Source organism: Streptomyces sp. NPDC085931 (assembly GCF_044540565.1).
Taxonomy (GTDB): Bacteria; Actinomycetota; Actinomycetes; order Streptomycetales; family Streptomycetaceae; genus Streptomyces.
The window spans coordinates 70,357-96,686 of sequence record NZ_JBITSK010000005.1; the positions used below are offsets into that span (position 1 = coordinate 70,357).

Annotated in this window: 25 protein-coding genes and 2 tRNA genes; 17 read left to right on the top strand and 10 right to left on the bottom strand. The window is 71.6% G+C overall.

Annotated features, from left to right (window positions below; translation table 11 throughout):
- Positions 1-3: 3 nt before the first annotated feature.
- From ACIGAN_RS11495 to ACIGAN_RS11505, 3 genes are read left to right on the top strand one after another with little or no spacing between them, the layout of a single operon-like run.
- Positions 4-1,800, top strand: a complete 1,797-nt coding sequence (locus tag ACIGAN_RS11495) for a TerD family protein (protein WP_399856885.1) — start codon at positions 4-6, stop codon at positions 1,798-1,800.
- 11 nt (positions 1,801-1,811) lie between these two features.
- Positions 1,812-2,492: an AIM24 family protein gene (locus ACIGAN_RS11500; protein WP_365087679.1), complete on the top strand. Its 681-nt coding sequence runs from the start codon at positions 1,812-1,814 to the stop codon at positions 2,490-2,492.
- A gap of 17 nt (positions 2,493-2,509) precedes the next feature.
- Positions 2,510-3,265 (top strand): AIM24 family protein, encoded by a 756-nt coding sequence (locus ACIGAN_RS11505; protein WP_365087678.1) that lies wholly within the window; start codon positions 2,510-2,512, stop codon positions 3,263-3,265.
- Positions 3,266-3,396: 131 nt separating this feature from the next.
- Here ACIGAN_RS11505 and ACIGAN_RS11510 read toward each other — a convergent pair whose 3' ends face one another.
- Both ACIGAN_RS11510 and ACIGAN_RS11515 read right to left on the bottom strand, forming a co-directional pair.
- Positions 3,397-3,924 carry an NUDIX hydrolase gene (locus tag ACIGAN_RS11510; protein WP_399856887.1) on the bottom strand — a complete coding sequence of 176 codons (528 nt, stop codon included), beginning with the start codon at positions 3,922-3,924 and terminating at the stop codon, positions 3,397-3,399.
- Positions 3,921-5,372, bottom strand: a complete 1,452-nt coding sequence (locus ACIGAN_RS11515; protein WP_399856889.1) for a zinc-dependent metalloprotease — start codon at positions 5,370-5,372, stop codon at positions 3,921-3,923. The genes ACIGAN_RS11510 and ACIGAN_RS11515 overlap by 4 nt, the downstream gene beginning before the upstream one ends.
- A 192-nt stretch (positions 5,373-5,564) precedes the next feature.
- Between ACIGAN_RS11515 and ACIGAN_RS11520 the strand changes: the two genes are divergently transcribed.
- The 4 genes from ACIGAN_RS11520 (at position 5,565) to ACIGAN_RS11535 (ending at position 8,751) form a co-directional block, all read left to right on the top strand.
- Positions 5,565-6,686, top strand: coding sequence for an SDR family oxidoreductase (locus ACIGAN_RS11520; protein WP_365738817.1), 1,122 nt, complete (start codon positions 5,565-5,567; stop codon positions 6,684-6,686).
- A 129-nt stretch (positions 6,687-6,815) separates the two neighbouring features.
- On the top strand, positions 6,816-7,277 hold the full coding sequence (locus tag ACIGAN_RS11525) for a molybdenum cofactor biosynthesis protein MoaE (protein ID WP_094057152.1): 462 nt from the start codon (positions 6,816-6,818) through the stop codon (positions 7,275-7,277).
- 116 nt (positions 7,278-7,393) lie between these two features.
- Complete coding sequence (locus ACIGAN_RS11530; RefSeq protein ID WP_365087675.1) at positions 7,394-7,558, top strand: hypothetical protein; 165 nt, start codon at positions 7,394-7,396, stop codon at positions 7,556-7,558.
- Positions 7,559-7,659: 101 nt separating this feature from the next.
- Positions 7,660-8,751 carry a YlbL family protein gene (locus ACIGAN_RS11535; RefSeq protein ID WP_365087674.1) on the top strand — a complete coding sequence of 364 codons (1,092 nt, stop codon included), beginning with the start codon at positions 7,660-7,662 and terminating at the stop codon, positions 8,749-8,751.
- Between the two features lie 134 nt (positions 8,752-8,885).
- On the opposite strand, the gene ACIGAN_RS11540 is transcribed toward ACIGAN_RS11535, so the two are convergent.
- Complete coding sequence (locus ACIGAN_RS11540) at positions 8,886-9,428, bottom strand: PPA1309 family protein (protein ID WP_365087673.1); 543 nt, start codon at positions 9,426-9,428, stop codon at positions 8,886-8,888.
- A 163-nt stretch (positions 9,429-9,591) separates the two neighbouring features.
- On the opposite strand from ACIGAN_RS11540, the gene ACIGAN_RS11545 reads away from it, so the two are divergent.
- The 4 genes from ACIGAN_RS11545 to ACIGAN_RS11560 all read left to right on the top strand — a co-directional run bounded on the left by ACIGAN_RS11545 (position 9,592) and on the right by ACIGAN_RS11560 (position 15,586).
- Positions 9,592-12,534 (top strand): UPF0182 family membrane protein, encoded by a 2,943-nt coding sequence (locus ACIGAN_RS11545; RefSeq protein ID WP_365087709.1) that lies wholly within the window; start codon positions 9,592-9,594, stop codon positions 12,532-12,534.
- A gap of 56 nt (positions 12,535-12,590) precedes the next feature.
- Positions 12,591-12,664: transfer RNA gene (locus ACIGAN_RS11550), tRNA-Met, on the top strand.
- Positions 12,665-12,898: 234 nt separating this feature from the next.
- Positions 12,899-14,722: a tetratricopeptide repeat protein gene (locus ACIGAN_RS11555; protein WP_399856891.1), complete on the top strand. Its 1,824-nt coding sequence runs from the start codon at positions 12,899-12,901 to the stop codon at positions 14,720-14,722.
- 790 nt (positions 14,723-15,512) lie between these two features.
- A tRNA-Met gene (locus ACIGAN_RS11560) sits at positions 15,513-15,586 on the top strand.
- Between the two features lie 124 nt (positions 15,587-15,710).
- On the opposite strand, the gene ACIGAN_RS11565 is transcribed toward ACIGAN_RS11560, so the two are convergent.
- Entirely contained in the window at positions 15,711-16,127 is a 417-nt protein-coding gene (locus ACIGAN_RS11565) for a Fur family transcriptional regulator (RefSeq protein ID WP_309095379.1), read from the bottom strand.
- Between the two features lie 145 nt (positions 16,128-16,272).
- Here ACIGAN_RS11565 and ACIGAN_RS11570 point away from each other — a divergent pair, with 145 nt between their 5' ends.
- Positions 16,273-17,724 carry a catalase gene (locus tag ACIGAN_RS11570; RefSeq protein WP_365087671.1) on the top strand — a complete coding sequence of 484 codons (1,452 nt, stop codon included), beginning with the start codon at positions 16,273-16,275 and terminating at the stop codon, positions 17,722-17,724.
- A gap of 85 nt (positions 17,725-17,809) precedes the next feature.
- On the opposite strand, the gene ACIGAN_RS11575 is transcribed toward ACIGAN_RS11570, so the two are convergent.
- Together ACIGAN_RS11575 and hisN are read right to left on the bottom strand one after the other, a co-directional pair.
- Complete coding sequence (locus tag ACIGAN_RS11575; RefSeq protein WP_365087670.1) at positions 17,810-18,202, bottom strand: CBS domain-containing protein; 393 nt, start codon at positions 18,200-18,202, stop codon at positions 17,810-17,812.
- 110 nt (positions 18,203-18,312) lie between these two features.
- On the bottom strand, positions 18,313-19,113 hold the full coding sequence (hisN, locus tag ACIGAN_RS11580) for a histidinol-phosphatase (protein WP_365087669.1): 801 nt from the start codon (positions 19,111-19,113) through the stop codon (positions 18,313-18,315).
- A 227-nt stretch (positions 19,114-19,340) separates the two neighbouring features.
- On the opposite strand from hisN, the gene ACIGAN_RS11585 reads away from it, so the two are divergent.
- Positions 19,341-19,949, top strand: a complete 609-nt coding sequence (locus ACIGAN_RS11585) for a TetR/AcrR family transcriptional regulator (RefSeq protein ID WP_365738811.1) — start codon at positions 19,341-19,343, stop codon at positions 19,947-19,949.
- A 7-nt stretch (positions 19,950-19,956) separates the two neighbouring features.
- On the opposite strand, the gene ACIGAN_RS11590 is transcribed toward ACIGAN_RS11585, so the two are convergent.
- The 4 genes from ACIGAN_RS11590 to ACIGAN_RS11605 all read right to left on the bottom strand — a co-directional run bounded on the left by ACIGAN_RS11590 (position 19,957) and on the right by ACIGAN_RS11605 (position 23,539).
- The gene (locus ACIGAN_RS11590) at positions 19,957-20,280 is read right to left on the bottom strand and encodes a DMT family transporter (protein WP_030232322.1); all 324 of its coding nucleotides are present in this window, start codon (positions 20,278-20,280) and stop codon (positions 19,957-19,959) included.
- Between the two features lie 119 nt (positions 20,281-20,399).
- Positions 20,400-21,410: a ribosome small subunit-dependent GTPase A gene (rsgA, locus tag ACIGAN_RS11595; protein WP_365087667.1), complete on the bottom strand. Its 1,011-nt coding sequence runs from the start codon at positions 21,408-21,410 to the stop codon at positions 20,400-20,402.
- A 17-nt stretch (positions 21,411-21,427) separates the two neighbouring features.
- A complete protein-coding gene (aroA, locus tag ACIGAN_RS11600; protein ID WP_365087666.1) occupies positions 21,428-22,744 on the bottom strand; it encodes a 3-phosphoshikimate 1-carboxyvinyltransferase in 1,317 nt (438 codons plus the stop codon).
- Positions 22,745-22,816: 72 nt separating this feature from the next.
- Positions 22,817-23,539 carry a M50 family metallopeptidase gene (locus ACIGAN_RS11605; RefSeq protein WP_365087665.1) on the bottom strand — a complete coding sequence of 241 codons (723 nt, stop codon included), beginning with the start codon at positions 23,537-23,539 and terminating at the stop codon, positions 22,817-22,819.
- 50 nt (positions 23,540-23,589) lie between these two features.
- On the opposite strand from ACIGAN_RS11605, the gene ACIGAN_RS11610 reads away from it, so the two are divergent.
- From ACIGAN_RS11610 to rsrA, 4 genes are all read left to right on the top strand, one after another.
- Positions 23,590-24,405, top strand: coding sequence for an SOS response-associated peptidase (locus ACIGAN_RS11610; protein ID WP_365087664.1), 816 nt, complete (start codon positions 23,590-23,592; stop codon positions 24,403-24,405).
- 1 nt (position 24,406) lies between these two features.
- Positions 24,407-25,072 carry an alpha/beta hydrolase family protein gene (locus ACIGAN_RS11615; RefSeq protein WP_399856896.1) on the top strand — a complete coding sequence of 222 codons (666 nt, stop codon included), beginning with the start codon at positions 24,407-24,409 and terminating at the stop codon, positions 25,070-25,072.
- 256 nt (positions 25,073-25,328) lie between these two features.
- The gene (gene sigR / locus ACIGAN_RS11620; RefSeq protein WP_309095368.1) at positions 25,329-26,015 is read left to right on the top strand and encodes an RNA polymerase sigma factor SigR; all 687 of its coding nucleotides are present in this window, start codon (positions 25,329-25,331) and stop codon (positions 26,013-26,015) included.
- Entirely contained in the window at positions 26,012-26,323 is a 312-nt protein-coding gene (rsrA, locus tag ACIGAN_RS11625) for a mycothiol system anti-sigma-R factor (RefSeq protein WP_365087662.1), read from the top strand. Before sigR ends, rsrA begins: the two co-directional genes overlap by 4 nt.
- The last annotated feature ends 7 nt before the right edge of the window (positions 26,324-26,330 follow it).

Consider the following 26,330-nt stretch of genomic DNA (forward strand, 5'->3'; position numbering starts at 1 on the left):
CGCATGGCCAGGGAATTCCAACGCGGCCACAAGGCCAGGATCAGTGACCTCACCGCGGGCACGGATCTGTACGTAGGCGTGCAGATCTCGGGCCCCGGTCTGAGCTTCGACATCAGCTGCTTCGGCCTCGACGCCGACGAACGGCTCTCGGACGACCGGTACTTCGTCTTCTTCAACCAGCCGAAGTCCCCCGAGGAGGCCATCCAGCTCCTGGGTGCCCAGGCGGGCGACACGGAGTCCTTCCGCGTCACGCTCGACCGGATCCCCCCGCAGATCCAGAAGCTGTCCTTCACGGCGACGATCGACGGTGCCGGGCAGATGTCGCAGATCGGCCCCGGGTACATCCGGATCGTCGCGGGCGGCGAGGAGGTGGCCCGCTACTCCTTCAGCGGTTCGGAGTTCTCCACCGAGCGGGCTGTGATGCTGGGCGACTTCTACCTCAAGGACGTGTGGCGGTTCGCCGCCGTCGGGCAGGGCTTCGACGGCGGTCTGGACGCGCTGCTGAAGAACTTCGGCGGCGAGGTGGCCGAGGAGGAGGCGCCCGCGCCCGCTCCGCAGCAGGCTCAGGGCGGTGCCGCCCCGGGCTTCGCCCCGCCCGCCTTCGCGGCCCCCGCCGCCCCGGCCCCTGCACCCGCCCCGGCGCCTCCGACCGCGCCCGCCCCAGCTCCCGGGCCCGCCGCGCAGGGCTTCGCGCCCCCGCCCGGTGCCACTCCGTCCGGAGCCGTCCCGCCCGGTGCTACTCCTCCGCCGGCCCCGGCGCCCGCGTCCCAGGTGCACGCCGCGCCGACCATCGTCGCGCCCATGCACACCCCGCCCGCCGGTTCCCCGGTCCCGCCCCCGGCTCCCGCGCCGCCGCCCGGCTACGGCCAGCCGGGCCAGCAGCCGCCCCAGCCGCCGCAGTACGGCCAGGCCCCGGGCCAGACGGCCCCGCCGCCCCCCGGCTACGGCCAGCCGCAGGTACCCCAGGCCCCCGCCCCGCCGCCGGGTTACGGCCAGCCCACCCCGCCGCCCGGCTACGGCCAGCAGCCGCCGTTCGGCCAGGCGCCCTACGGAGCCCCCCAGCACGGCGTTCCCCAGCCCGGATTCCCCCCGCACGGGGTGCCGCCGCAGGGCGTCCCGCAGACCGGTGCCGGGCAGGGCCCCGGCGTGGCCGCCGCGCTCCAGCAGTTCAAGGAGACCCCGACCGGGCAGCGCTGGACGCAGCAGAACAAGAAGCTCGTCCGGGTCGACCTCGGCATCGGTGGACAGCCCGTGCTGGCCCGCCAGGGCAGCATGGTGCTCTACCAGGGCAAGGTCGACTTCAGCTACAAGGGCGCGGGCTTCGCCGGCCGGATCGTGGGCAACGCGACCGGCCAGGAGATGCAGCTGATGCGCTGTACCGGCCAGGGGCAGGTGTTCCTCGCCGAGAACTCGACCATGCTGCACCCGATCGAGCTCCAGGGCGACGGCATCTGCGTCTCCGCCGAGAACGTCCTCGCGTTCGACGAGAGCCTCCAGTACGAGGTCCGCCGCATCGAGGGCCACGGCATCCCCGGCGGCGCGCTGTTCACCATGCAGTTCCAGGGCACCGGCACGATCGTCGTGAAGACGCACGGCACCCCCGTGGTGCTGCCCGTCACGCCCACCACGTTCGCCGACTGCAACGCCGTGGTCGCCTGGTCGGCCGCCGCCCAGGTCGTCGTCTCCAGCCAGGTGCGCATGCGCCGCAACGCCTACCCCGGCGACACCGGCGAGAGCGTCAACCTCCAGTTCCGGGGCGCACCCGGCAACTTCATCGTCGTCCAGCCGTACGAGGTCTGAGGGAGCCCGTCATGACACAGCAGCTCGCGGGCCACGCCCCCGCACCCGTCACCGCCCGCATGGAGAACCACGGCAACCACATGCTGAAGGTCGCCATGCAGACCGGCAACGACCTCCTCGCGCGCGTGGGGTCGATGGTCGCCTACGAAGGGTTCGTCCAGTACGAGCCCAACCCGCCGGCCGTGCGCCAGATCGCCAAGGACTGGCTGACCGGCGAGGGCGCGCCCCTGATGAAGTGCTCCGGCGACGGTCTGCTCTACCTCGCCGACTACGGGGCGAACGTCGTCGTGATCAACCTCAACGGCGACGGCATCTCCGTCAACGCCACCAACCTGCTCGCCTTCGACGCCCACCTCACCTGGGGCGTGGAGCGGGTCAAGGGCCTGGCCAAGTTCGCCGGCCAGGGCCTGTGGAACACGCGGATCTCCGGGCAGGGCTGGGTCGCGCTGACCTCCCGGGGCAAGCCCATCGTCGTCGACTGCGGAGGCGGCGAGGACGAGACGTACGTCGACCCGGACGCGCTCGTCGCCTGGTCCCCGAACCTCAAGGTGAAGGGCAAGCGCAGCTTCCGGGCGCAGTCGCTGATCGGCCGCGGCAGCGGCGAGGCCTACCAGATGGCCTTCTCCGGTCAGGGCATCGTCGTCGTCCAGCCCAGCGAGGACAGCACCGACCGCCTCCGGTTCCGGGGCTGAGGGGGAGCCAGAACGTCATGCAGAGCCCGATTTTCGCTTACAACGAGCAGCAGACCCAGGAACGCTGGAGTCTGCAGAACAAGCAGATGCTGCGCGTCGCCCTGGAGGGTCACGACGACGTCCTGGCCCGCAAGGGCACCATGGTCGCCTACCAGGGCCTCGTCGAGTTCGACGCCGAGTTCCAGAGCAACCAGCAGTCACGCGCGCGTGCGCAGACCGGTGAGGGCCTCGACCTGATGCGCTGCCACGGGCAGGGCACGGTCTACCTCGCCAATCTCAAGCAGCACGTCCACGTCATGGACGTGGACCAGGACGGCCTCACCGTCGACAGCAGCTACGTGCTGGCGATGGACTCCTCCCTGCACCACGAGGTCATCGCCGTGGACAGCCTCTACGGCATCTCCGGCTCGGGGAAGTACCAGCTCAACATCTCCGGCCGGGGCAAGGTCGCGCTGATGACCTCGGGCATGCCGCTGCTGCTGCAGGTGACGCCCGACAAGTACGTCAACTGCGACGCCGACGCGATCGTCGCCTGGTCGACCGGCCTGCGCGTGCAGATGCAGGCCCAGACGCACTCCTCCGGGGTGTGGCGGCGCCGCGGCAACACCGGCGAGGGCTGGGAGCTGAGCTTCATGGGCACCGGCTTCGCGCTGGTCCAGCCCAGCGAGCTGCTGCCGCCGCAGAACGCCCAGATCGGCTCGGGCCTCGCCGCGCAGTACGGCATGGGCCAGCAGGGGGCGCGGGGGCAGAACCAGGGGAACGTCTGGAGCTGAGTGCTCCTGGTTGGGCCGATCGGGTGCGGGAGCCCGCGGATCGGTGTCGGCCGCGGGCCGGTCGTGCCTGGTCGCGCGGTTCCCCGTGCCCCTGAGGGGGCGGCCGGCTTCGCGGCCGCCCCCTCACCGGCTCACTCCGCGAGCCTCGCGCGTGCCGACTCCAGCAGCCGTACCACCGAGTCGTCCGCCACGTCCGCCACCTCGGCGTAGGGGAACCAGCGCACGTCGAGCGACTCGTCGCTGACCGCGTGCGCGGCGCCGGCGGGTGCCACGACGGCGTACTGGACGTCCAGATGCCAGTGGCACGGCGCCGGGATCGGGTGCCGGTCCAGGCGGACCGGGCCGCCCGGCAGCAGCGTCAGCCCCGAGACGCCGGACTCCTCCGTCGCCTCGCGCAGGGCCGCTGCCGCCAGCGTGGCGTCGCCGGGCTCGCAGTGGCCGCCCATCTGCAGCCACATCCTCAGCTTGCGGTGCAGGGTGAGCAGCACCCGGCCGCCCGCCGGGTCGATCACCAGGGCGCTCGCCGTGATGTGACCCGCCCGGCAGGCCTTCCAGAGGCCGTCCGGGTGGTCGGCCAGGTGGTCGAGGTAGAGCCGGCGCAGCTCGGGCTGGTCCTCGTAGTCCTTGAGCACGAGGACCGCGTCGTCGTACAGGCTCACCCGGCGTCGTCGCCCTTGCCCTTGTCCTCGCCCTCGTCCTTCTTGCGCAGGTCGGGCTGGTCCGCCGCCTCGCCGAGCATCTTGTCCAGCTCGGAGAAGTCGATCTGCTCGCGGTGCACGAAGCCGTCCGGGTCGTCCAGGTCGGTCGCCGTCGGCAGCATGTCCGGGTGGTGCCACAGGGCGTCCCGGCCGTCGACGCCGCGCGCGTCCGTGAGCGAGGCCCACAGCCGGGAGGCGTCCCGCAGCCGGCGCGGGCGCAGCTCCAGCCCGATCAGCGTGGCGAACGTCTGCTCGGCCGGGCCGCCCGAGGCACGGCGGCGGCGCAGCGTCTCGCGCAGCGCGTCCGCCGACCCCAGCCGGGGCTTCGCGGCCGCGTGGACCACCGCGTCCACCCAGCCCTCGACGAGCGCCAGAGCGGTCTCCAGACGGGCCAGGGCGGCCTTCTGCTCGGGCGTGTCCTCGGGCTGGAACATGCCCTGCTGGAGCGCTTCCTGCAGCTGCTCGGGATTCTGCGGGTCGAACTGGCCGACCACGTCCTCCAGCTTGGCCGTGTCGACCTTGATGCCGCGGGCGTAGCCGTCGACCGCGCCGAACAGGTGCGAGCGCAGCCACGGCACGTGCGCGAAGAGGCGCTGGTGGGCCGCCTCGCGCAGGGCGAGGTACAGCCGCACCTCCTCCTGGGGGACGCTCAGGTCCTTGCCGAACGTCTCGATGTTCACCGGCAGCAGCGCGGCCTTGCCGGCCGGGCCGAGCGGCAGGCCGATGTCCGACGAGCCGACGACCTCGCCCGCGAGCACGCCGACGGCCTGCCCGATCTGCGTGCCGAACATGGCGCCGCCCATCGAGCGCATCATGCCGATCAGCGGGCCGGCCATGGCCTGCATCTCCTCCGGCAGGACGTCGCCCATGGCGGTGCCGACGCGCTCGGCGACCGGGTCGACCAGCTCCTTCCAGGCGGGCAGGGTCGCCTCGACCCACTCCGCGCGGCTCCAGGCCACGGCGGAGCCGGCGCCGGACGGCAGGGACGTGGCGTTGTCGAGCCACAGGTCCGCCAGGCGGACGGCCTCCTCGACGGCCCGGCGCTCGGCGGGGCCGACGCTGGTGTCCTTGGTGCCGTCGGGGGAGCCCTGGGAGACCGTCTGGCGGGCGATCTGCTTGGCCATGTCCCAGTTCACCGGGCCGCCCTCGTAGGAGAGCATCTGGCCCAGCTGCTGGAACGCGGCGCCCAGGTCGTTGGGGTTCAGAGAGCCGAACATGGCTGCGAACGGATTGTCCGCACCGGGGCCACCGGGGCCGCCGCCAAAGCCTCCGGCTCCGGGCAGGCCGCCGAAGCCGAACGGGTTGGCCGGTCCCTGACCACCACCGCTCTGCTGGTCCTTCTTCTTGCCCTCGTCGCCGTCGTCCGGCTCCTCCGGCGGAAGGCCGAATCCGAATGGGGTGTCACTCACGGGATTCCTCGGCTGGTAAGGCCGCCGGTTCTTTCCGGCGGCACGGCTGCCCGACAACACCACCCAGCGTAGACACCCGGGGCGGATCGGGCCTCGGTGCTTCGCCGACTGACGGCCTGCGGCAGGATGGATGCCACCTGGTACGCACGCGTCGCTCGCGCTCGTACTGAAGACAACCGCTGGAGACGCCCGGTGAGTTCCCCAGATCCGCAGGTTCGCGCAGCGCGAAACCAGTCAACCCGTTCCGCGAGTCCCGCGGGGCGCGGCCCCGTCGTCGCGGTCACCGGCGCCGCGTACGGCGTCGGCGCGCTGCTGACCGAGCAGCTCGCGGCGTCCGACGAGGTCAGACAGGTGCTGGCCATCGACGAACGGCGGGGCGAGTGCGCCGCCGCGCAGTGGCACATCCTCGACGTACGGGATCCGGCCATCGCCGACAAGCTGCGCGGCGCCGACGTCGTGGTGCACCTGGCGCTGGACCTCGACCTGGAGACCGACGCGGCCGCCCGAACGGCCTACAACGTACGGGGGACGCAGACCGTGCTGACCGCGGCCGCGGCGGCCGGAGTGCACCGGGTCGTGCTGTGCACCTCGTCGATGGTCTACGGGGCGCTGCCGGACAACGAGCTGCCGCTGTCGGAGGACGCGGAACTGCGCGCCACCGCGGAGGCCACGGGCGTCGGCGACCTGCTGGAGATCGAGCGGCTGGCACGGCGGGCACCCCGTGCCCACCCCGGACTGAACGTCACCGTGGTGCGGCCGGCCGTCCTGGTCGGCGGCACCGACACGGCCCTGACCAGGTACTTCGAGTCGCCCCGGCTGCTGGTCGTCGCCGGGTCGCGGCCCGCGTGGCAGTTCTGCCACGTCGAGGACCTGTGCAGCGCGCTGGAGTACGCCGTCCTGGAGAAGGTCGACGGGGAACTCGCCGTCGGGTGCGACGGGTGGCTGGAGCAGGAGGAGGTCGAGGAGCTCAGCGGGATCCGCCGGATGGAGCTGCCGTCGGCGGTCGCCCTGGGGGCGGCGGCACGGCTGCACCGGATCGGCCTCACGCCCTCCCCGGCGGGAGACCTGGCCTACACGATGTACCCCTGGGTGGTGAGCGGCAGCCGGCTGCACGAGGCCGGGTGGCGGCCGCGGTACACCAACGAGGAGGTCCTCGCGGAACTCCTGGAGGAGGTCTCCGGCCGGCACACGGTCGCGGGACGGCGCCTGGGCCGCAAGGACGCGACGGCCGCGGGCGCCGCGGGCGCGACGGTCGCGCTGCTGGGCGCGGCGGCGGTGGTGCGACGGGCCCGGAAGGCACGCCGCCGGATCTGAGGAACGCGCCTGCGGCGATCCGGGGGACGGCCCGGCGGCAGGACCCTGTAGGAGACTCCAACCTCCACGCGTGCGTGCCGGTCGATAGCTCTATTTCGTGCTGTCCGTCCCGTGCGGCACGATGGGGCCATGGCATCCACGAGCGATCACCCCGGTGAGCGGGCCGCGCAGGACCCCGTCAAGCTGATCGGGATCCGGGACACGCCCCTGTCCGTGGACGAGGTGTTCCGCGCCGTCGGCGACGACGCCTCCGGCGGCACCGCCCTCTTCGTGGGCACCGTGCGCAACCACGACGGCGGCGCCGACGTGGCGGAGCTGGGCTATTCGTGCCACCCCAGCGCGGAGGCCGAGATGCGGCGGATCGCCGAGAAGGTGGCCGCCGAGTTCCCCGTGCGGGCGCTGGCGGCCGTGCACCGCGTGGGTGACCTGCGGATCGGGGACCTCGCCGTGGTCGTCGCCGTCTCCTGCCCCCATCGCGGTGAGGCCTTCGAGGCCTGCCGCAAGCTCATCGACGACCTCAAGCACGAGGTGCCCATCTGGAAGCACCAGCGGTTCTCCGACGGCACCGAGGAGTGGGTCGGCGCCTGCTGATCCGGCAAGGCGAATTCCGGTTGCGTAACCGCACCCCCGGCGTGAGCGTTGTCACTGCGGATGGTTAATCTGCTGATCAGTCAGTTCGCGGACGCTCGATGGGGTTGGAGGTCGGCATGGCGGCGCTCGCCTGGTTGCTGATTCCGCTTGTGGCTGCGATCGGCGCCGGTCTGTGGGGAAGTTGGGCCAACCGGACCCGCAAGATCCGTGGCGACGGCCCGGAACTCGTCGGTTACGCCCGCTTCCGCGAGGCCATGGAGAAGCCCCGGCCGGGTGCCTGACGGTCGGAAAGCAGCAGGTCACAAGCGTCTTCACGCCCAGGGCCGCCCCGTACGGGCGGCCCTGACGGTGCGCTGACAGGACCGTCCCGTACTGTCGAGTCATGCCACGCCGCACTGCGACGATGCTCGCCTCCACCCTGATGCTGATCGCGCTTCTGTGCGCGGGAGTGTTCATCCCCGTGCCGTACTCGGAGATGTCCCCGGGGCCGACGGTGAACACGCTCGGCGATCACGACGGCGAGCCGGTGCTGCAGATCTCGGGGCGCAAGACGTACGCGACGACCGGCCACCTGAACATGACCACGGTGCGGGTGACGAGCGCCGACTACCGGATGAACCTGGTCGAGGCCGTCTACGGCTGGCTCGCGCACGACAACAAGGTCGTGCCGCACGAGACGCTCTACCCGGACGGCAAGACCGAGGAGCAGTCCACCCAGGAGAACGCCGAGGAGTTCAGTCAGTCCCAGGAGAGCGCCAAGGTCGCCGCCCTGAGGGAGCTGGATGTCCCGGTGAAGTCGTGGGTGATCGTCTCCACGGTCGTCAAGGGATCCCCGGCCGAGAACAAGCTGCACGCCGGAGACGTGATCAAGGCCGTCGACGGCACGGCGGTCAAGCAGCCGGCCGATGTCGCGAAGCTGGTCACGAAGCACAAGCCCGGCCAGGACGTCCGCTTCACGATCGTGCCCGCCAAGGAACAGGCCGCCGCCGAGAAGGAGAAGCGGACGCCGACCAGGACCGAGGACATCACGATCACCACCACGACGTCCGACGACGCGGGGGAGAAGCGCGCCATCGTCGGCATCTCCGCCGGGACCGACCACACGTTCCCGTTCACCATCGACATCAAGCTGGCCGACGTCGGCGGACCGAGCGCCGGTCTGATGTTCGCGCTCGGCATCTACGACAAGCTCACACCGGGCAGCCTGACGGGCGGCAGGTTCGTGGCCGGCACCGGCACGATCGACGACCAGGGCAAGGTCGGCCCGATCGGCGGCATCGAGATGAAGACCGTCGGCGCGCGGGCGAAGGGCGCCCGGTACTTCCTGACGCCCGCCGACAACTGCGCGGCCGCCGCCAAGGACACCCCGGAAGGCCTCACCCTCGTCAAGGTCGACACCATCCAGGACGCCCTCGGCGCTCTGAAGGACATCCGCGGCGGCGACACCGCGGACCTTCCGCGGTGCGGTAAGTAGCCGGAGAGGGGCCCGGCGGTCCGGGCCCCGAAGCCCGCGGGCGAGGGCCTGTCGTTCGGATCACGCACCAGACCGCGCTCCCCGTCGCTGAACAGGACCGTCACTTTCCTGCGACCTGATCCAAACGGCGGGCCCTAGTCCTCGAACGTCGCGGACAGCGCCTCCGCCAGGCCCGGCACCAGGTCGGATCCGGTCAGCACCTCGGTCGGCGAGTCCTTCTCGCGCAGCCGCAGGGCCGAGTCGCGGGAGCCGTCGCGCAGCACCCCGACCGTCATCCGGACCTCCTGGCGGTCCGGGTGCTCCGCCACCCACTTCGTCAGCGCCGCCCCGCTCAGGTCCTTCGGGACCTGGGCCTCGGCGGACGGGGGCAGCATCAGGCGCTCCACGGCGAGGGCGCAGCCGGCCACCGCGTCGGGCCAGGCGATGGTGGCGAGGAACTCGTCGAGCGGCTTGCCCGTTGGCACCTCGTCCTGCTCGATCGGGGTGAGGCCGGAGTTCTCCGGCTCCTCGCCCAGACCGAGCCGGTCCGCGAGCGAGGGCTGCTCGGCTCGCAGCCGTGCGGTGTCGACGAGGGCGAAAAGGCGGGCCGGCTGGTCCCAGCCGAGGCCGGAGACGTACTCGTCGATCTCGAGCACGGCCCGGGTGAGCGGGTTCGCAGCCATGGGAGTGTTGGACATGGTCACAATCCTCTCTCGTTCCTGGCCGGAATCGGGAACCGAGTAAACGGTGAGTAAGTTGCATAGGTGGGGGCCCACGATCACGGGGGCCGCGGACGGCCCGTGAAGACGCGGGCCCGACGAATCAACAGCGAACTTCGAGGTGCGCACCTTGGCTTTCCAGATGCCGGACCGCGGCGGAGGCCCGACAGGGCCGCGGATGAGAGTGGGCCGCCCGTCCCGGCGTGTCCGGACCCTGCTCATGACGCTGGGCGTCCTGGCCGTCCTCGGCATGGCGTTCACCATGTTCGCGGGGTTTTGGACGGACTGGCTCTGGTACCGGTCGGTGAACTACTCGTCGGTCTTCACCACGACCCTGTGGACCAAGATCGGACTCTTCTTCGTCTTCGGCCTGCTGATGGCCGTCGCGGTCGGCGTCAACATCTGGCTGGCGCACCGGCTGCGGCCGCCGCTGAGCGCCATGTCGATGGAGCAGCAGAACCTCGACCGGTACCGCATGAGCATCGCGCCCTACAAGAAGTGGCTGCTCTTCGGGATCACCGCCCTGGTGGGCCTGATCGCCGGCGCCTCCGCGTCCGGCCAGTGGCGCACCTGGCTGATGTGGGTCAACGGCGTGTCCTTCGGGCAGAAGGACCCCCAGTTCCAGCTGGACGTCTCCTTCTACGCCTTCGACCTGCCCTGGTACCGGTTCCTGCTCGGCTTCGGCTTCGCCGCCGCGATCCTCTCCGTGATCGCCGCCGCGCTCACCCACTACCTCTACGGCGGGCTGCGCGTCACCAGCCCCGGCGCGCGCGCCACGGCCGCGGCCACCGGGCACCTGTCCGTGCTCATCGGGATCTTCGTGGCCCTGAAGGCGGTCGCCTACTGGCTCGACCGGTACGGGCTCGCGGTGAAGTCCAGTGACTTCCGGGCGACCGACAACTGGACCGGTCTGCGGTACGTCGACGCCAATGCCTACCTGCCGGCGAAGACGATCCTGTTCTGCATCGCCGTCATCTGCGCCCTGCTGTTCTTCGCCACCCTGTGGCGGCGCACGTGGCAGCTGCCGGTGATCGGCTTCGGCCTGATGGTGCTCTCCGCCATCCTCATCGGCGGGCTGTACCCGGCGATCGTGCAGAAGTTCCAGGTCCAGCCGAACGAGCAGGCCAAGGAGGCGCCGTACGTCGAGAAGAACCTCGAGGCGACGCGCAAGGCCTACGGCATCGACGGCACCAAGGTCACCGACTACACGGGCACGAGCACGACCGAGGACAAGACCAAGCTCCGCGACGACGTCGACGCCACGGCGAGCATCCGGATCATGGACCCGAACATCGTCTCGCCGACCTTCCAGCAGCTCCAGCAGATCAGGAACTACTACGCGTTCCCGAACAACCTGGACGTCGACCGCTACGCCAAGGACGGCAAGGAGCAGGACACGGTCATCGGCCTGCGCGAGCTGAACCTGGCGGGCATCCCGAAGAAGAACTGGATCAACAACCACTTCCGGTACACCCACGGGTTCGGCGTGGTCGCCGCCGAGGGCACCAGCGCCGACGCCCAGGGCCGCCCGAACTTCACGGAGTCCGACCTGCCCTCCGAGGGCCAGCTCGGCACGTACGAGCAGCGGATCTACTACGGCGAGAAGACCGACACGTACTCGATCGTCGGCGGCCCCCAGAAGGAGATCGACTACTCCGACGACAACGGAGAGAAGACCACCAGCTACAAGGGCGACAGCGGGGTCAACCTCTCCAACCCGGTCAACCGGGCCGCGTACGCGGTGGCGTTCGGCGAGCCGCAGATCCTCTACTCCGGCGCCATCGGCGACGGTTCGCGGATCCTGTACAACCGCACGCCCAAGGAGCGCGTCGAGGCGGTCGCCCCGTGGCTGACCATCGACGGCGACGCCTACCCGGCGGTCGTGGACGGCCGGATCCAGTGGATCGTCGACGCCTACACGACGACGAACGGCTACCCGTACTCCTCGCGCACGACCCTCGGTGACACGACCGCCGACTCGCTGACCGCCGCCAACGACAACCGCGCGGTGGTGGCCCAGCAGAACCAGGTCAACTACATCCGCAACTCGGTGAAGGCGACCGTCGACGCGTACACCGGCGAGGTCAAGCTCTTCCAGTGGGACACGAAGGACCCGGTCCTCAAGACCTGGATGAAGGCCTTCCCGGACACGGTGGAGCCCAAGAGCGACATCTCCAAGTCGCTGATGGACCACCTGCGCTACCCCCAGGACCTGTTCAAGGTCCAGCGGGAGCTGCTCACGCGCTACCACGTGAAGGACGCGACGACGTTCCTCAGCGGCAGCGAGGTGTGGCAGGTGCCGGACGACCCGACGAACCGGTCGGGCAACGCGGTGCCGCCGTACTACCTGAGCATGAGGATGCCCGACCAGAAGGCGCAGGCGTTCTCCCTGACGACGACCTTCACGCCCAACGGCCGGGACAACCTCAGCGCGTTCATGGCGGTCGACGCCGAGGCCGGCACAGCCGACTACGGCAAGATCAGAATCCTGAAACTGCCCACGAACACCACGGTGAACGGACCCAAGCAGGTCCAGAGCCAGTTCAACTCCCAAGAGGACATCGCCGAGTCCATCAGGCTCCTGAGAGGCGGCGACTCCGAAGTCGAGTACGGCAACCTGCTGACGGTGCCGCTGGACGGCGGCCTGCTCTACGTGGAGCCGGTCTACGTCCGCGGTGGCGGACTGAAGTACCCGCTGCTGCGCAAGGTGCTGGTCACCTACGGAGGCCAGACCGCCTTCGAGAACACGCTCGACGAGGCCCTCAACAAGGTCTTCGGAGCGGAGGGGCCGGCTCCCGAGCCGCCGGACGAGGGTGGTGACACGCCGCCACCGCCGACGTCCGAGAACCCGACGGTCCAACAGGCCCTGGAGGACGCCCAGAAGGCGTTCGACGCCGGCCAGGAGGCCCTGAAGGAGAACGACTGGGAGGCGTACGGCCGCGCGCAGAAGGACCTGGAGGACGCGCTGCAGCGGGCTGAGGACGCGCAGGCCGAGGCGAGCCGCGGCGGCGCGGGAGCCGGGGGCGGCGAGAGCAAGCCCAGCGGCAAGCCCAGCGGCAGTCCGAGTCCCAAGCCGAGCAGTTAGGCCCTGGCCTGGTGAAATGCCCGTCCCGCGCCGTGATACGGTGGTGAACACAACGGCGCGGGGTGGAGCAGCTCGGTAGCTCGCTGGGCTCATAACCCAGAGGTCGCAGGTTCAAATCCTGTCCCCGCTACTGAAGTCGCGATGTCCGAGTGACGGAGCGGCCACGAAGGCCCGGATTCCACACAGGAATCCGGGCCTTCGTGATGTGTGAACGCATGTATGGGCGCAGGCTGCGGCCGCGCCGCCGTGGGGAGTTGGGCGTTCTGTGTTTGACTTGTCGTTCTGTGGGCATGTCGACAAAACGCTGTAGTGACCTCACTGGCTGCGGTATACCAGGTGTACCCAGGTTGCAGGTGGTGCGACGATGGACGTTATGGGGGACAAGGCAACTCTGTTCGAGACAGGGCGTTTTGTGCAGCCTTCCAGCCGGGAGGACACCGAGACCCCGGACGAGACCGGGGAACTCGCCGACGAGGCGGCCGAAGAGCTGCGTCAGCGGCTCGCCGCGGAGGCCGGCGACGTCGAGGCGATGAGTGTCCTCGGGGCCATGCTGCTGCGCCGTGGCGATCTCGACGGTGCCGAACCCCATCTGCGGGCCGCCACCGCCGCGGGCGACCGGGCCGCGGCCAACAACCTGGGCGTCCTGCTCCACCAGCGCGGCTACGCCGACGAGGCGGCCGGCTGGTGGCGTATCGCCGCCGTCGCGGGATCGGCCGCGGCCGCGCACGCCCTCGGCCGGCACCACCGCGAGCGCGGCGACGAGCCCGCCGCCGAGTACTGGCTGCGCCAGTCCGCCGAACAGGGCCACACCCTCGGCGCGTACGCCCTCGCCGACCTGCTGGAGCACCGCGGGGACGCCGCGGCCGAGCAGTGGATGCGTGTGGCGGCCGAACGCGGGCACCGCGAGGCCGCGTACCGGCTGGCGAGGGCCCTGGACCGGAGGACGGCGCGGGAGGCCGACGGCGACAACGGTCTCCGGGCTGCCGAGGAAGCCGAGCAGTGGTACCGGCAGGCCGCCGCGCGCGGGCACCGCCGGGCCGCCCTGCACCTCGGGTCGATCCTGGAACGGCGCGGCGAGCTCAAGGAGGCCGGGCGCTGGTACCTGACGTCCGCCAAGGACGGCGAGGCGCGGGCCGCCTGCGCGCTGGGGTTCCTGCTGCGTGACGCGGGCGACACGGAGAACGCCGCCGTGTGGTGGCTGCGGGCCGCGCAGGACGGGGACGGCAACGCGGCCAACGCGCTGGGCGCGCTGCACGCGGAGCGGGGCGAGACCCAGACCGCCGAGCGGTGGTACCGGGCCGCGATGGACGCGGGTGACGTGAACGGCGCGTACAACCTCGGGCTGCTCTGCGCCGAGCAGGGGCGCACCGCGCAGGCCGAGCAGTGGTACCGGCGCGCGGCCTACGCCGGGCACCGGGAGGCCGCCAACGCGCTGGCGATCCTGCTGCTGCAGGGCGGGGACGAGACGGGCGCGGAGCCGTGGTTCTCCAAGGCCGCGGAGGCGGGGAGCGTGGACGCCGCGTTCAACCTGGGCATCCTGCACGCCGGGCGGGGCGAGGACGAGGCCGCGCTGCGCTGGTACGAGCGCGCCGCCGCCGCCGGGCACACCGAGGCGGCGCTGCAGGTCGGCATCGCGCGGCTGCGGGACGGGGACGAACTGGAGGCCGAGCGGCACCTGCGGTGTGCGGCCGGGGGCGGCAGCGCCGAGGCCGCGTACCGGCTGGCGACGGTGCTCGACGCGCGCCGGCCGCCGGAGCCGGCGCACGAACTCGGCGAGCCCGTGCACCGGCGCAGCGAGTGCGAGGAGTGGTACGAGCGGGCGGCGTCCCAGGGGCATCGGCGGGCGCAGGTCCGGGTCGGCATGCTCGCGGCGGCCCGGGGGGACGTCGTCGAGGCTGCCCGGTGGTACCGGGAGGCGGCCGAGGCCGGGTCGCGCAACGGCGCGTTCAATCTCGGGCTGCTGCTGGCGCGGGAGGGGAGCGAGCCGGAGGCGGCCGTGTGGTGGACACGGGCGGCCGACGCCGGGCACGGACGGGCGGCGTTGCGGCTGGCCCTGGTCTACGCGCGTCGGGGCGAGCTGGCGGAAGGGCAGCGCTGGGCCGACCGGGCCGTGTCGCTGGGCCCCGGGTCGGTGGCGGAACGAGCGGCTCGCCTGCGGGACGCACTCCGGCAGGAGCTGTCGGCGTGAGGCGAACCGCCGACGCGCGCCACGCCCGACGCCCGTCCCGGAGCTGAGAAGCGTCTGGAATGCCGGGCGCCTCGGCGTCGTCAGCGGGGGGCGCCCCAGTACGGTCGCCGGGTGGCTCGCAGGGCTGCGGGGTGGCTCGGCGCGTCTGTCGGGTGACTCGGCGCGTCTGCGAGGTGGCCCCGCCTGCGGGCGGGTGCCCTCGGCACGGTCGCGAGGTGGGTCGGCGAGGCGGCGAGCGCGGGGTCGCTCGGCACGGCTGCGGGCGCCTCGGGGCGGTCGGCGGATGGCTCGGCATGGCCGCGGGGTAGGTCGGCGTGCCGCGGCCGCCTCGGTACGGCCGTGAGGTGGCTCGGCATGACGGCGGGCGTCTCGCGGCGCGGCCGTGCGACGCATCGGCCTGGCCGCGAGCGCCTCGGTACGGCCGCGTGCGCCCGCACGGCCGCGCGGTGGCCCGTCCGGAAGGCGTGGGCTGCTGCTCCGAGACGAGCGCTCACCGAGGCCGGCACCTTCACCAGCAACGGGCACCTCCACCACCCACCGGCACCTCCACCACCCACCGGCACCTCCATCAGCGCACGGCGCGTCCAGCGTGGCCGGCCTCACCCGGGGGGCCGGTGTTGCGCACGAGCGGTCGGTGTGGGGCGGACGGGCAGGCGTTCGTCCTGCGGTGGGGAGGCCGCCCCAGGGCGAGCGGGGGGGCACGGTCAGGGTCCTGGAGTCCTGGTTGGGCGCGGCGGTGGGAAGGGATTTGCATCTGCCCTCGTCATTGACGTAACGTTGCATTTACCGACGCGGGGTGGAGCAGCTCGGTAGCTCGCTGGGCTCATAACCCAGAGGTCGCAGGTTCAAATCCTGTCCCCGCTACTGAAGGCCGAGGGCCGGAATCCGAAAGGGTTCCGGCCCTCGGTGTTTCCCAGGGCCCCAGCGGCCCGCCTGGACAGCGGAAAGCCCCGGCGCCAGCGGTGCCGGGGCTTTCGCGTGGGCCGGGCTAGGCGGCCGCGCAGTTCGGGCAGACGCCGCGGTACGTCACCTCGACGTCCGAGACCGTGAAGCCGAAGCGCTCGGAGTCGGGAAGGTCCGCCAGGGGGTTGCCGACCGGGTGGACGTCGCGGATCGCGCCGCACTGGGCGCAGACCAGGTGGTGGTGCGGCCGGTGGGCGTTCGGGTCGTACCGCTTGGCGCGCTGGTCCGTGGAGACCTCCAGCACCTCGCCGAGGGTCACCAGCTCACCGAGCGTGTTGTAGACGGTCGCCCGGGAGATCTCGGGCAGCTTGGCGACGGCCCGGGCATGGACCTCGTCGGCCGTCAGGTGGACGTGTTCGCCGTCGAGGACCTCGGCCACGACGCGCCGCTGCGCGGTCATCCGCCATCCGCGTCCGCGCAGGCGTTCCAGAAGGTCACTCATGGCCACAAGCCTAACAGCTAAGGGGACCAGGTCCCGAACAGGTGTGAGATTAGAGTCTCACTTGCTTTAGACAATGTCTATTGTAGGATCGAGAACGGCTTTGGCCAAGGGACAGGTTTGGCCAGGAATGGTGCAGGAGGCGCACGTGACGCAGGGACCGCTTACGACGGAGGCCGGAGCCCCGGTAGCCGACAACCAGAACAGCGAGACCGCGGGCGTCGGCGGCCCCGTCCTCGTCCAGGACCAGCTCCTGCTGGAGAAGCTCGCCCACTTCAACCGCGAGCGGATCCCGGAGCGCGTGGTCCACGCACGCGGTGCCGGCGCCTACGGCACCTTCACGGTGACCGCCGACGTCACGCCCTACACTCGCGCGGCCTTCCTCTCCGAGGTGGGCAAGCAGACCGAGGTCTTCCTGCGCTTCTCGACGGTGGCCGGCAACCTGGGCGCGGCGGACGCGGTGCGCGACCCGCGCGGCTTCGCGCTGAAGTTCTACACCGAGGAGGGCAACTACGACCTCGTCGGCAACAACACCCCGGTGTTCTTCATCAAGGACGCCATCAAGTTCCCCGACTTCATCCACACCCAGAAGCGCGACCCGTACACCGGCTCGACCGAGGCGGACAACGTCTGGGACTTCTGGAGCCTGTCGCCCGAGTCAACGCACCAGGTGACCTGGCTGTTCGGCGACCGGGGCATCCCGGCCTCCTACCGCCACATGGACGGTTTCGGCTCCCACACCTTCCAGTGGAGCAACGCGGCCGGCGAGGCCTTCTGGGTGAAGTACCACTTCAAGACCGACCAGGGCATCAAGAACCTGACCAGCGCGGAGGCCGCCCGGCTCGCCGGTGAGGACCCCGACTCGCACCAGCGCGACCTGCGCGAGGCGATCGAGCGCGGCGAGTACCCGAGCTGGACCGTCGGCGTGCAGATCATGCCCGTCGCCGAGGCGGCGACGTACCGGTTCAACCCGTTCGACCTGACCAAGGTCTGGCCGCACGCGGACTACCCGGTCGTCGAGATCGGCAAGCTGGAGCTCAACCGCAACCCGGAGAACATCTTCGCCGAGGTCGAGCAGTCGATCTTCAGCCCCGCCCACTTCGTGCCGGGCATCGGCCCGTCCCCGGACAAGATGCTCCAGGGCCGCCTCTTCGCCTACGGCGACGCCCACCGCTACCGCGTCGGCATCAACGCCGACCACCTGCCGGTGAACCGCCCGCACGCCACCGTGGCGCGCACCCACTCCCGGGACGGGCACCTCTACGACGGCCGTCACGGGGGAGCGAAGAACTACGAGCCGAACAGCTTCGGCGGCCCGTTCCAGACGGACCGTCCGCTCTGGTCCGCCGTCGCCGTGAGCGGCGCCACCGGCAACCACGAGGCGCCCGTGCACGCCGAGGACGACGACTTCGTCCAGGCGGGCAACCTCTACCGGCTGATGTCGGAGGACGAGAAGGAGCGCCTGATCGCCAACCTGGCGGGCTTCATCGCCAAGGTCTCGCGCGACGACATCGTCGAGCGCGCGATCGACAACTTCCGTCGGGCTGACGGAGACTACGGCAAGCGGCTGGAGGCCGCGGTCCAGGCCCTGCGCGGCTGAACTCCAGCACTGGACCGCTTGCGGTAGGCACTGGACGGGCCGGATTCCCCTCGGGGGTCCGGCCCGTCCGTGTGCCCGGGTGCGGTCAGGCGGGCACCTGCTGACGCGCCGGTGCCCAGCAGCGGATGATGTCGCGGACCGAGACGACGCCGGCGGGTTCGTCGCGGTCCAGCACGATGAGATGGCGGAAGCCGCCGTGCGCCATGGCGCCGGCCGCCTCCTGAAGGGTCCAGGTCGGCGCGGCGAAGACGACGTCGTCGGTGGTGTGGGCGTGGGCGCGCTCGGTGTCCGGGTCCTGGCCCCGGCCCACGGAGTTGAGGATGTCGCGTTCGGTGAGGATGCCGATGCCGCCGGCGTCCGGGTCGAGGACGATGGCCGCGCCGACCTTGCGGGCGGACATCAGTGCGGCGGCCTGGCGCAGCGTGTGGGTCGGGCCGATGGTCAGGACGACGGTGCTCATGGCGTCACGGACGAGCATGGATGGAGCCACCTCCTGGGGGTCTCCCCGCCTTTGTTCCACTTTTCACAAGTTCACAAGTGGGGGGACTCTCAGAGTGGCAGGCAAAGGGAGGGTCAACAAGAGGGCGTTCAGTACCGCTGGTCGAGGTACCCGAGCAACTCGTCGTGCAACAGGCCGTTCGACGCGGCCGCGTTGCCGCTGTGCGGGCCCGGGCGGGCGTCCAGGCCCGTGAAGGTGCCGCCGGCCTCGGTGACGATGATCGCGTTCGCGGCCATGTCCCACAGGGACAGCTCCGGCTCGGCGCACATGTCGATCGAGCCCTCGGCGACCATCATGTACGGCCAGAAGTCGCCGTACGCGCGCGTGCGCCACACCGCGCGGGTCAGGTCCAGGAAGCCGTCCAGGCGGCCCTGCTCCTCCCAGCCGCTGAGCGACGAGTACGCGAACGAGGCGTCGGAGAGCCGGGAGACGCGGGAGACGTGCAGCCGGGAGGCCTTGGTGAGGGAGCGGCCGCTGAAGGCGCCGTGGCCCTTCGCGGCCCACCAGCGGCGCCCCAGCGCGGGGGCGGAGACGACCCCGACGACCGGCTCGAAGCCGCCCTCGCCGGCCTCCATGAGGGAGATGAGCGTGGCCCAGACGGGGACGCCGCGGACGTAGTTCTTGGTGCCGTCGATCGGGTCGATCACCCAGCGGCGCGGGCCGGTGCCCTCCACGCCGTACTCCTCGCCGAGGATCGCGTCCCGCGGCCGGGCACGCTGGAGCTGGCCGCGGATGAGCTCCTCGGCGGCCTTGTCCGCCTCGCTCACCGGTGTCATGTCCGGTTTGGTCTCGACCTTGAGGTCGAGGGCCTTGAACCGGTCCGTCGTCGCGGCGTCCGCGGCGTCCGCGAGGACGTGAGCGAGACGCAGGTCGTCGAGGTAGTCGGGCATGTGACGAACCTATCTGCCGAGGTGGGGGTGGGGCCACCGGGGGTTGGTGAGGACCGGGCCGTGGTCGGATGGCGTGCCGGTGGGGAGGCCCGGCGGCACGGCCCGGAACGTCTCAACACCCCGCGCTGCACGGCCGAAACGCGCCCCCGCGCGCGCTCGCGAACCCTTGACAGTGCTTCCACGCGCGTCAAACCTGGGCGCAGAGCCGCTCGCCCCAAGGGGAGGCGATGATGCCTGCAGCGCGGGAATCTCTGCTGGACGCCGCTTTCGCGGCGCTGGCGCGCCGGCCGTGGTCCGCCGTGCGGATGGTGGACGTGGCCGCGGCGGCCGGAGTGTCCCGGCAGACGCTGTACAACGAGTTCGGCAGCAAGGACGGCCTCGCCCGGGCGCTCGTGCGCAGGGAGGCCGACGGTTATCTCGCCGGCGTCGACCGCGCGCTCGCCGCCCACAGCGACCCGCGCGACCGGCTCACCGCCACCGCCGAGTGGCTCACCGCCGCGGCCCGGGACAACGCCCTCGTGCGCGCCATGCTCACCGGCTGCTGGAGCGAACGCCTGCCGTCGCCGGCCCTGTCGGCCGCCCCGTCAGGCTCCGCCGTGCCGGCCCAGCGCCGGGCCGACGGCCCCCTGCCCTCGCCCGGCGACTTCGTCGCCCTCGTGCGCGACCGCGCCGTGACCGTCCTGGCCGGGCCCGGCACGCCCAGGTCCGACACGGCCGACCTGGCCCGCTCCTGTGAACTCGCCGTCCGGCTGGCCCTGTCGTGCGTGGCCGCGCCGCCCGGCGAGGGCGGAGTCGCCGACCTGGTCCGCAGCGCCCTGCACCGGCAGGCCGGCTGACAGGGCGTCAGTGCGCCGAGCCCGACAACTGCAGCCCGATCACACCGATGATGACCAGGCTGATCGACACGATCTTCAGCGTCGACACCAGGTCACCCAGGAACACCATGCCGTAGATGGCCGTCCCCGCCGCCCCGATGCCCGTCCACACGGCATAGGCGGGCCCCACGTCGAGCTTCTTCAGCGACAGGGTGAGCAGACCGAAACTGCCGAGCGCGAAGACGCAGAACGCGACCGTCGGCCACAGCCGTGTGAAGCCGTGCGACAGCTTCAGGCAGACGGCGAAACCGGTCTCGAGCAACCCGGCCACGATGACCAGCAGCCACGCCATGTGTCGTCCTCCCGTAACCCACGTTCAGTGACCGCTTCGTCTCGTTTTGTCGAGCCTTGCATCCGGCTTGGTGCGATTATGCACTTACCGTCCGCACGGCAGGACAAACAACGCGGAGGTCAGTCGCCTTCCGTGCGTTCCCGGGCGGCCAGCAGCCGGCGCAGCGAGTACAGCCGCGCCGGATCCGCGTGCCCCTCGGCGACCCAGGCGTCCAGCGCGCAGTCCGGCTCGTCGTGACTGCACGCGCGCGGACAGCCCTCGGTGCCCGGCTCCAGGTCGGGGAAGGCGTGGATGACCCGGGAGGGGTCCACGTGGTTGAGCCCGAACGACCGCACGCCGGGGGTGTCGATGACCCAGCCGTCGCCGCCGGCCAGCGGCAGCGCCAGCGCCGAGGTGGTGGTGTGCCGGCCCCGGCCCGTCACCGCGTTCACATGCCCGGTCGAACGCCGCCGCTCCTCCGGCACCAGCGCGTTGACCAGGGTCGTCTTGCCGACCCCCGAGTGCCCGACGAACGCCGTGATCCTGCCGTCGAGCTGCTCGCGCACCCGGGCGACGGCGGCTCCGCTCTCCAGTTCCGCGCGGCTGGTGACGACGTACGGGATGTCGAGGTCGCCGTAGAGCTCCAGCAGCTTCTCGGGCGGGGCGAGGTCCGACTTGGTCAGCACCAGCAGTGGTTCCAGGCCGCCGTCGTAGGCCGCGACCAGGCAGCGGTCGATCAGGCGGGGGCGGGGCTCCGGGTCGGCCAGGGCCGTGACGACGGCCAGCTGGTCGGCGTTGGCGACGACCACGCGCTCGTAGGGATCGTCGTCGTCGGCCGTGCGGCGCAGTACGGACGTGCGCTCCTCGATGCGCACGATCCTCGCCAGCGTGTCCTTCTTCCCGGACATGTCGCCCACGAGGGCGACCCGGTCGCCGACGACCGCGGCCTTGCGGCCCAGTTCGCGGGCCTTCATCGCCATGACCACCCGGTCCCCGACCAGGCAGGTCAGGCGGCCCCGGTCGACGGTGAGGACGAGGCCCTCGGCGGCGTCCTCGTGCTTGGGCCGGATGTTCGTCCGGGGCCGGGTGTTCCGGCGTCCCGGACGGGTGCGGATGTCGTCCTCGTCGGTGTGCTTGCCGTAGCGGCGCATGACCTGGTCCCCGCGTCCTACGCCCCGAGCATCCCGGTCCACAGGTCGGGGAAGTCGGGCAGGGTCTTGGCCGTCGTCGCCACGTTCTCGATCTGCACGCCCTCCACGGCCAGGCCGATGATCGCGCCGGCCGTGGCCATGCGGTGGTCGTCGTAGGTGTGGAAGATTCCGCCGTGCAGCCGGCGCGGGCGGATGTGCAGGCCGTCGGCCGTCTCCGTCACGTCACCGCCGAGCTCGTTGATCTCCTTGGTCAGCGCCGCCAGCCGGTCCGTCTCGTGCAGGCGCAGGTGGGCCACGCCGCGCAGGGTCGACGGGGAGTCGGCCAGGGCAGCGACGGCGGCGATGCCCGGCGTCAGCTCGCCGACCTCGCTCAGGTCCACGTCGATGCCGTGGATCGAACCGGAGCCGTGGAACACCAGGCCGTAGTCGGTCAGTTCGCAGGAACCGCCCATCTCCGTGAAGATCTCGCGCAGCCGGTCACCGGGCTGGGTGGTGCGGGCCGGCCAGTCCGGGATGACGACCTTGCCGCCGGTGACCAGGGCCGCCGCCAGGAACGGCTGGGCGTTGGACAGGTCCGGCTCGATCACCAGGTCCCGGCCGAGCAGGGCGCCCGGCGTGACCCGCCAGACGTTCGGCTCGCCGCCCGACTCGGGGGTGTCCACCTGGGCGCCGACCGCGCGCAGCATGTCCACGGTCATCCGGATGTGCGGCAGGGAGGGCAGCGTGTCGCCGGTGTGGCGGACCTCGACGCCCTGGTTGAAGCGCGGGCCGGACAGCAGCAGGGCGCTGACGAACTGCGAGGAGCTGGACGCGTCGATCGAGACCGGGCCGCCGTCCAGGGCACCGCCGCCGTGCACGGTCAGCGGCAGCGCGCCGCGGCCGTCGTCGTCGATCCGGGCGCCGAGCTGGCGCAGCGCGTCGATGACGCCGTTCAGGGGGCGCTCGTAGGAGCGGGGGTCGCCGTCGAAGCGGACGGGGCCGTCGGCGAGCGCGGCGACGGGCGGCAGGAACCGCATCACCGTGCCGGCGTTGCCGACGTCGACCGTGGCCGGGCCGCGCAGGCCCGTGGGCAGCACCCGCCACGCCTCGCCGGTGCCGTCCGGGCCGACGCCCTCCTCGATCTCGATCCCCATCGCGCGCAGCGCGCCGGCCATCAGCAGTGTGTCGCGGGAGCGCAGCGGGCGGCGCAGCCAGCCCGGCTCGGAGGCGAGGGCGGCGAGGACGAGGGCGCGGTTGGTGACCGACTTGGACCCGGGCACGTGGACCGTCGCGTCGACGGCTCCGCTCGCGTGCGGGGCGGGCCAGAGGGCGGTGTCTGCGGTGTTCGGGACCATGCCTTTACTTTATAAGCAGGCGGTGGTCCGGGGGCCGCCCCGTCGCGCCGCTCGCGCCCGGCCTGCGCGGGCTCACAGCTCCAGCAGCCAGCGCCCTCCGCCGATCAGCGAGCACAGCGACACGGCGTGGAACAGGAAGAACCACAGGCCCGCCGGTACGTGGGTGAGACGGGACAGCTGGTCCGCGTCCGAGTCGCCCGCCCCGCCCCGGGACCGCTTCGCCTGGAGTTCGAAGGCCGGTCGCACCCCGCCCACCAGCAGGAACCACACCACCACGTACGCGAACGCCGCCTGGATCTGCGGTCCGGCCAGCCAGGACACCACCACGAACAGGCCGCCGGTGACCAGCATCGTGAGGGCGCCGTAGGCGTTGCGGATCATCACCAGCATGGCGAGCAGCAGGGCCGTGGCCAGCCACAGCAGGAGCGTGATGCGGCCGGCGCCGAGCAGGGCCGCGCCGCCGAGACCCAGCAGCGGAGGGGCGGTGTAGCCGGCGGCGGCCGTGAGGATCATGCCGATGCCGTGCGGCTTGCCGCGGCTGACGGTCAGGCCGCTGGTGTCGGAGTGCAGCCGTATGCCCGTCAGGGTGCGGCCGGTGAGCAGGGCCACCAGCCCGTGGCCGCCCTCGTGCGCGATGGTGATGGCGTTGCGGGAGATGCGCCACAGACCGTGCGGGATCACCACGGCGAGCGCGACGCCCAGGGCCGCGACCACCACCCACAGGTCGGGGTCGGGCTGCGTGCCGGAGACCTCGCCCCAGAGGGAGGCGAGCGAGGCGGTTGCGGTGCTGTCCATGTGCGGCGTCGGCTCCTCGTGGGCGGATGGAATCTGGCAGTGTGGCACGTATGTGCGGACGGTATGCAGCGAGTCGTAGGCCAGAGGATCTCGCGGGAATCTTCGAGATCGAGAAGTGGGAGCCCGAGGAGACCCTCGAACCGGACTACAACGTGGCCCCCACCAAGGAGGTCTACGCCGTCCTCGACCGCCCTGTGAAAGACGCGGACGACCCGCGGCCGGTTCGGCAGCTGCGCACGCTCAAGTGGGGACTCGTGCCCTCCTGGTCGAAGACGCCCGAGGGCGGTGCCCGGATGATCAACGCCCGCGCGGAGACCGTCCACGAGAAGCCGTCCTACCGCCGCGCCTTCACCTCCCGGCGCTGCATCCTGCCCGCCGACGGCTACTACGAGTGGGTCACCGGCACGCAGGAGCGCGAGCTGGAGGTCGAGGGGAAGAAGAAGCGGCCCCGCAAGCAGCCCTACTTCGTGACCCCGGCGGACGGGTCGGTCTTCGCGATGGCCGGGCTGTACGAGTTCTGGCGGGACAGGACGCTGCCGGACGACCACCCGCAGGCCTGGTGGGTCACCTGCTCCGTCATCACCACCGAGGCCGAGACCAGCCCGCTCGCGGTGGCCCCGGCCGAGGGCCCCCGGGCGCTCGCCGACATCCACCCCCGGATGCCGCTGATGCTGACGCCGGACCGCTGGGACGCCTGGCTGGACCCGTCCCGCACCGACGCCGACGGCCTGCGCGAGCTGCTCGCCCCGCCGCCGGCCGGGCTGATGCGCGCCTACCCCGTCAGCACGGCCGTCAGCAACGTCCGCAACAACGGGCCGGAGCTGCTGAAGGAACTGGAAGGACCGGAAGAGGGCACACTTTTCTGACGTGACCCATGCGAACGACGGGACCGACGCGGCCCGTGAGACGACCGAGACCGTCGAGACCGAGGCCGGGACCGCCCGCATCACCTGGCACCCGGCGAGGAAGCCCCGGCTGGTGCTCGCCGTCGGCCACGGCGCGGGCGGCGGTATCGAGGCCCGCGACCTCGCGGCCCTGGCCGATGCCCTGCCCGCCCACGGTGTGACCGTGGCCCGGGTGGAGCAGCCCTGGCGGGTGGCCGGGAAGAAGCTCGCGCCCGCGCCCAGGACCCTGGACACCGGCTGGCGCGGCGTCTGGCCCGCGCTGACGGCGCCCGGGCTGCCGGTGATCTCCGGCGGCCGCAGCGCCGGGGCCCGGGTCGCCTGCCGGACCGCCGCCGAACTGGGCGCCCACGCCGTGCTCGCCCTGAGCTTCCCGCTCCACCCGCCCGGCAAGCCGGAGAAGTCCCGGGCCGGGGAACTGCTCGGCTCCGGCGTGCCCACCCTGGTCGTGCAGGGCGGGAACGACCCGTTCGGCAGACCGGCGGAATTCCCTGAGGGCGCCTACGAACTCGTGGAGGTCCCCTACGCGGATCACGGCTTCGCCGTGCCGAAACGTGCGGAGATCTCGCAGGAGGAGGCCGTGGCGGTCGTCACGGACGCCGTGGCCGGGTGGGCCGGGTCACTCGGGTGAGGCCCCGGGAATGCCGGGGCGGTGGTCACTGTTGTGCGGGACGTACGTGCTGGGGACCAGCACCGACGCCGTAGGAGAGGAAGTCCGCCGCATGGGTTCGACCTTCTGCCCGAGCCGCAGCAGCCGTGCCGACCTGGAGTGGACGGTGCTGCACGCGGCCAGGACCGCCCCGATTCGGGCGGCGGGCGGACCGGATCGTCGTCTATCCTCCGATTCGGGTGAGACCGGTTTCGGTTTCACGAGAACACTGGAGGAGGTGGGTCCGGTCACTGGGACCGACGCAGGGACCGACAACGGCCAGGCGGAGCAGCCCGAGGGCCAGGGCGGCACGAGCACGGAGACCGCGACCGAGCGCAGCGCGCGCTTCGAGCGGGACGCGCTCGAGTTCCTCGACCAGATGTACTCGGCCGCGCTGCGCATGACGCGCAACCCGGCCGACGCCGAGGACCTGGTGCAGGAGACGTACGCCAAGGCGTACGCGTCCTTCCACCAGTTCCGCGAGGGCACCAACCTCAAGGCGTGGCTGTACCGGATCCTCACCAACACCTTTATCAACTCGTACCGCAAGAAGCAGCGGGAACCGCAGCGCTCGGCGGCCGAGGAGATCGAGGACTGGCAGCTCGCCCGCGCCGAGTCGCACATGTCGACGGGCTTGCGCTCCGCGGAGTCGCAGGCGCTCGACCACCTGCCCGACTCGGACGTGAAGGAAGCGCTCCAGGCGATTCCCGAGGAGTTCCGCATCGCCGTCTACCTGGCGGATGTCGAGGGCTTTGCCTACAAGGAGATCGCCGACATCATGGGGACACCCATCGGAACGGTGATGTCCCGGCTGCACCGCGGCCGCCGTCAGCTGCGCGGCATGCTGGAGGACTACGCCCGTGAGCGGGGGATGGTTCCGGCCGGCGCCGGAGAGTCGAACGAAGCGAAAGGCTCGGGGTCATGAGCTGCGGAGAGCCGCACGAGACGGATTGCAGCGAAATCCTCGATCATCTCTACGAGTTCCTCGACCGTGAGATGCCGGACTCGGACTGCGTGAAGTTCGAGCACCACTTCGAGGAGTGCTCGCCGTGCCTGGAGAAGTACGGCCTGGAGCAGGCCGTGAAGAAGCTCGTCAAGCGCTGCTGCGGGCATGACGACGTCCCCGGGGACCTGCGCGCCAAGGTCATGGGGCGGATCGACCTCATCCGCTCCGGCCAGGCGGTCCCCGAGCAGGACGTCGCGGCCTCGCCGGCCACGCCGCAGGAGTCCTGAACCCGGT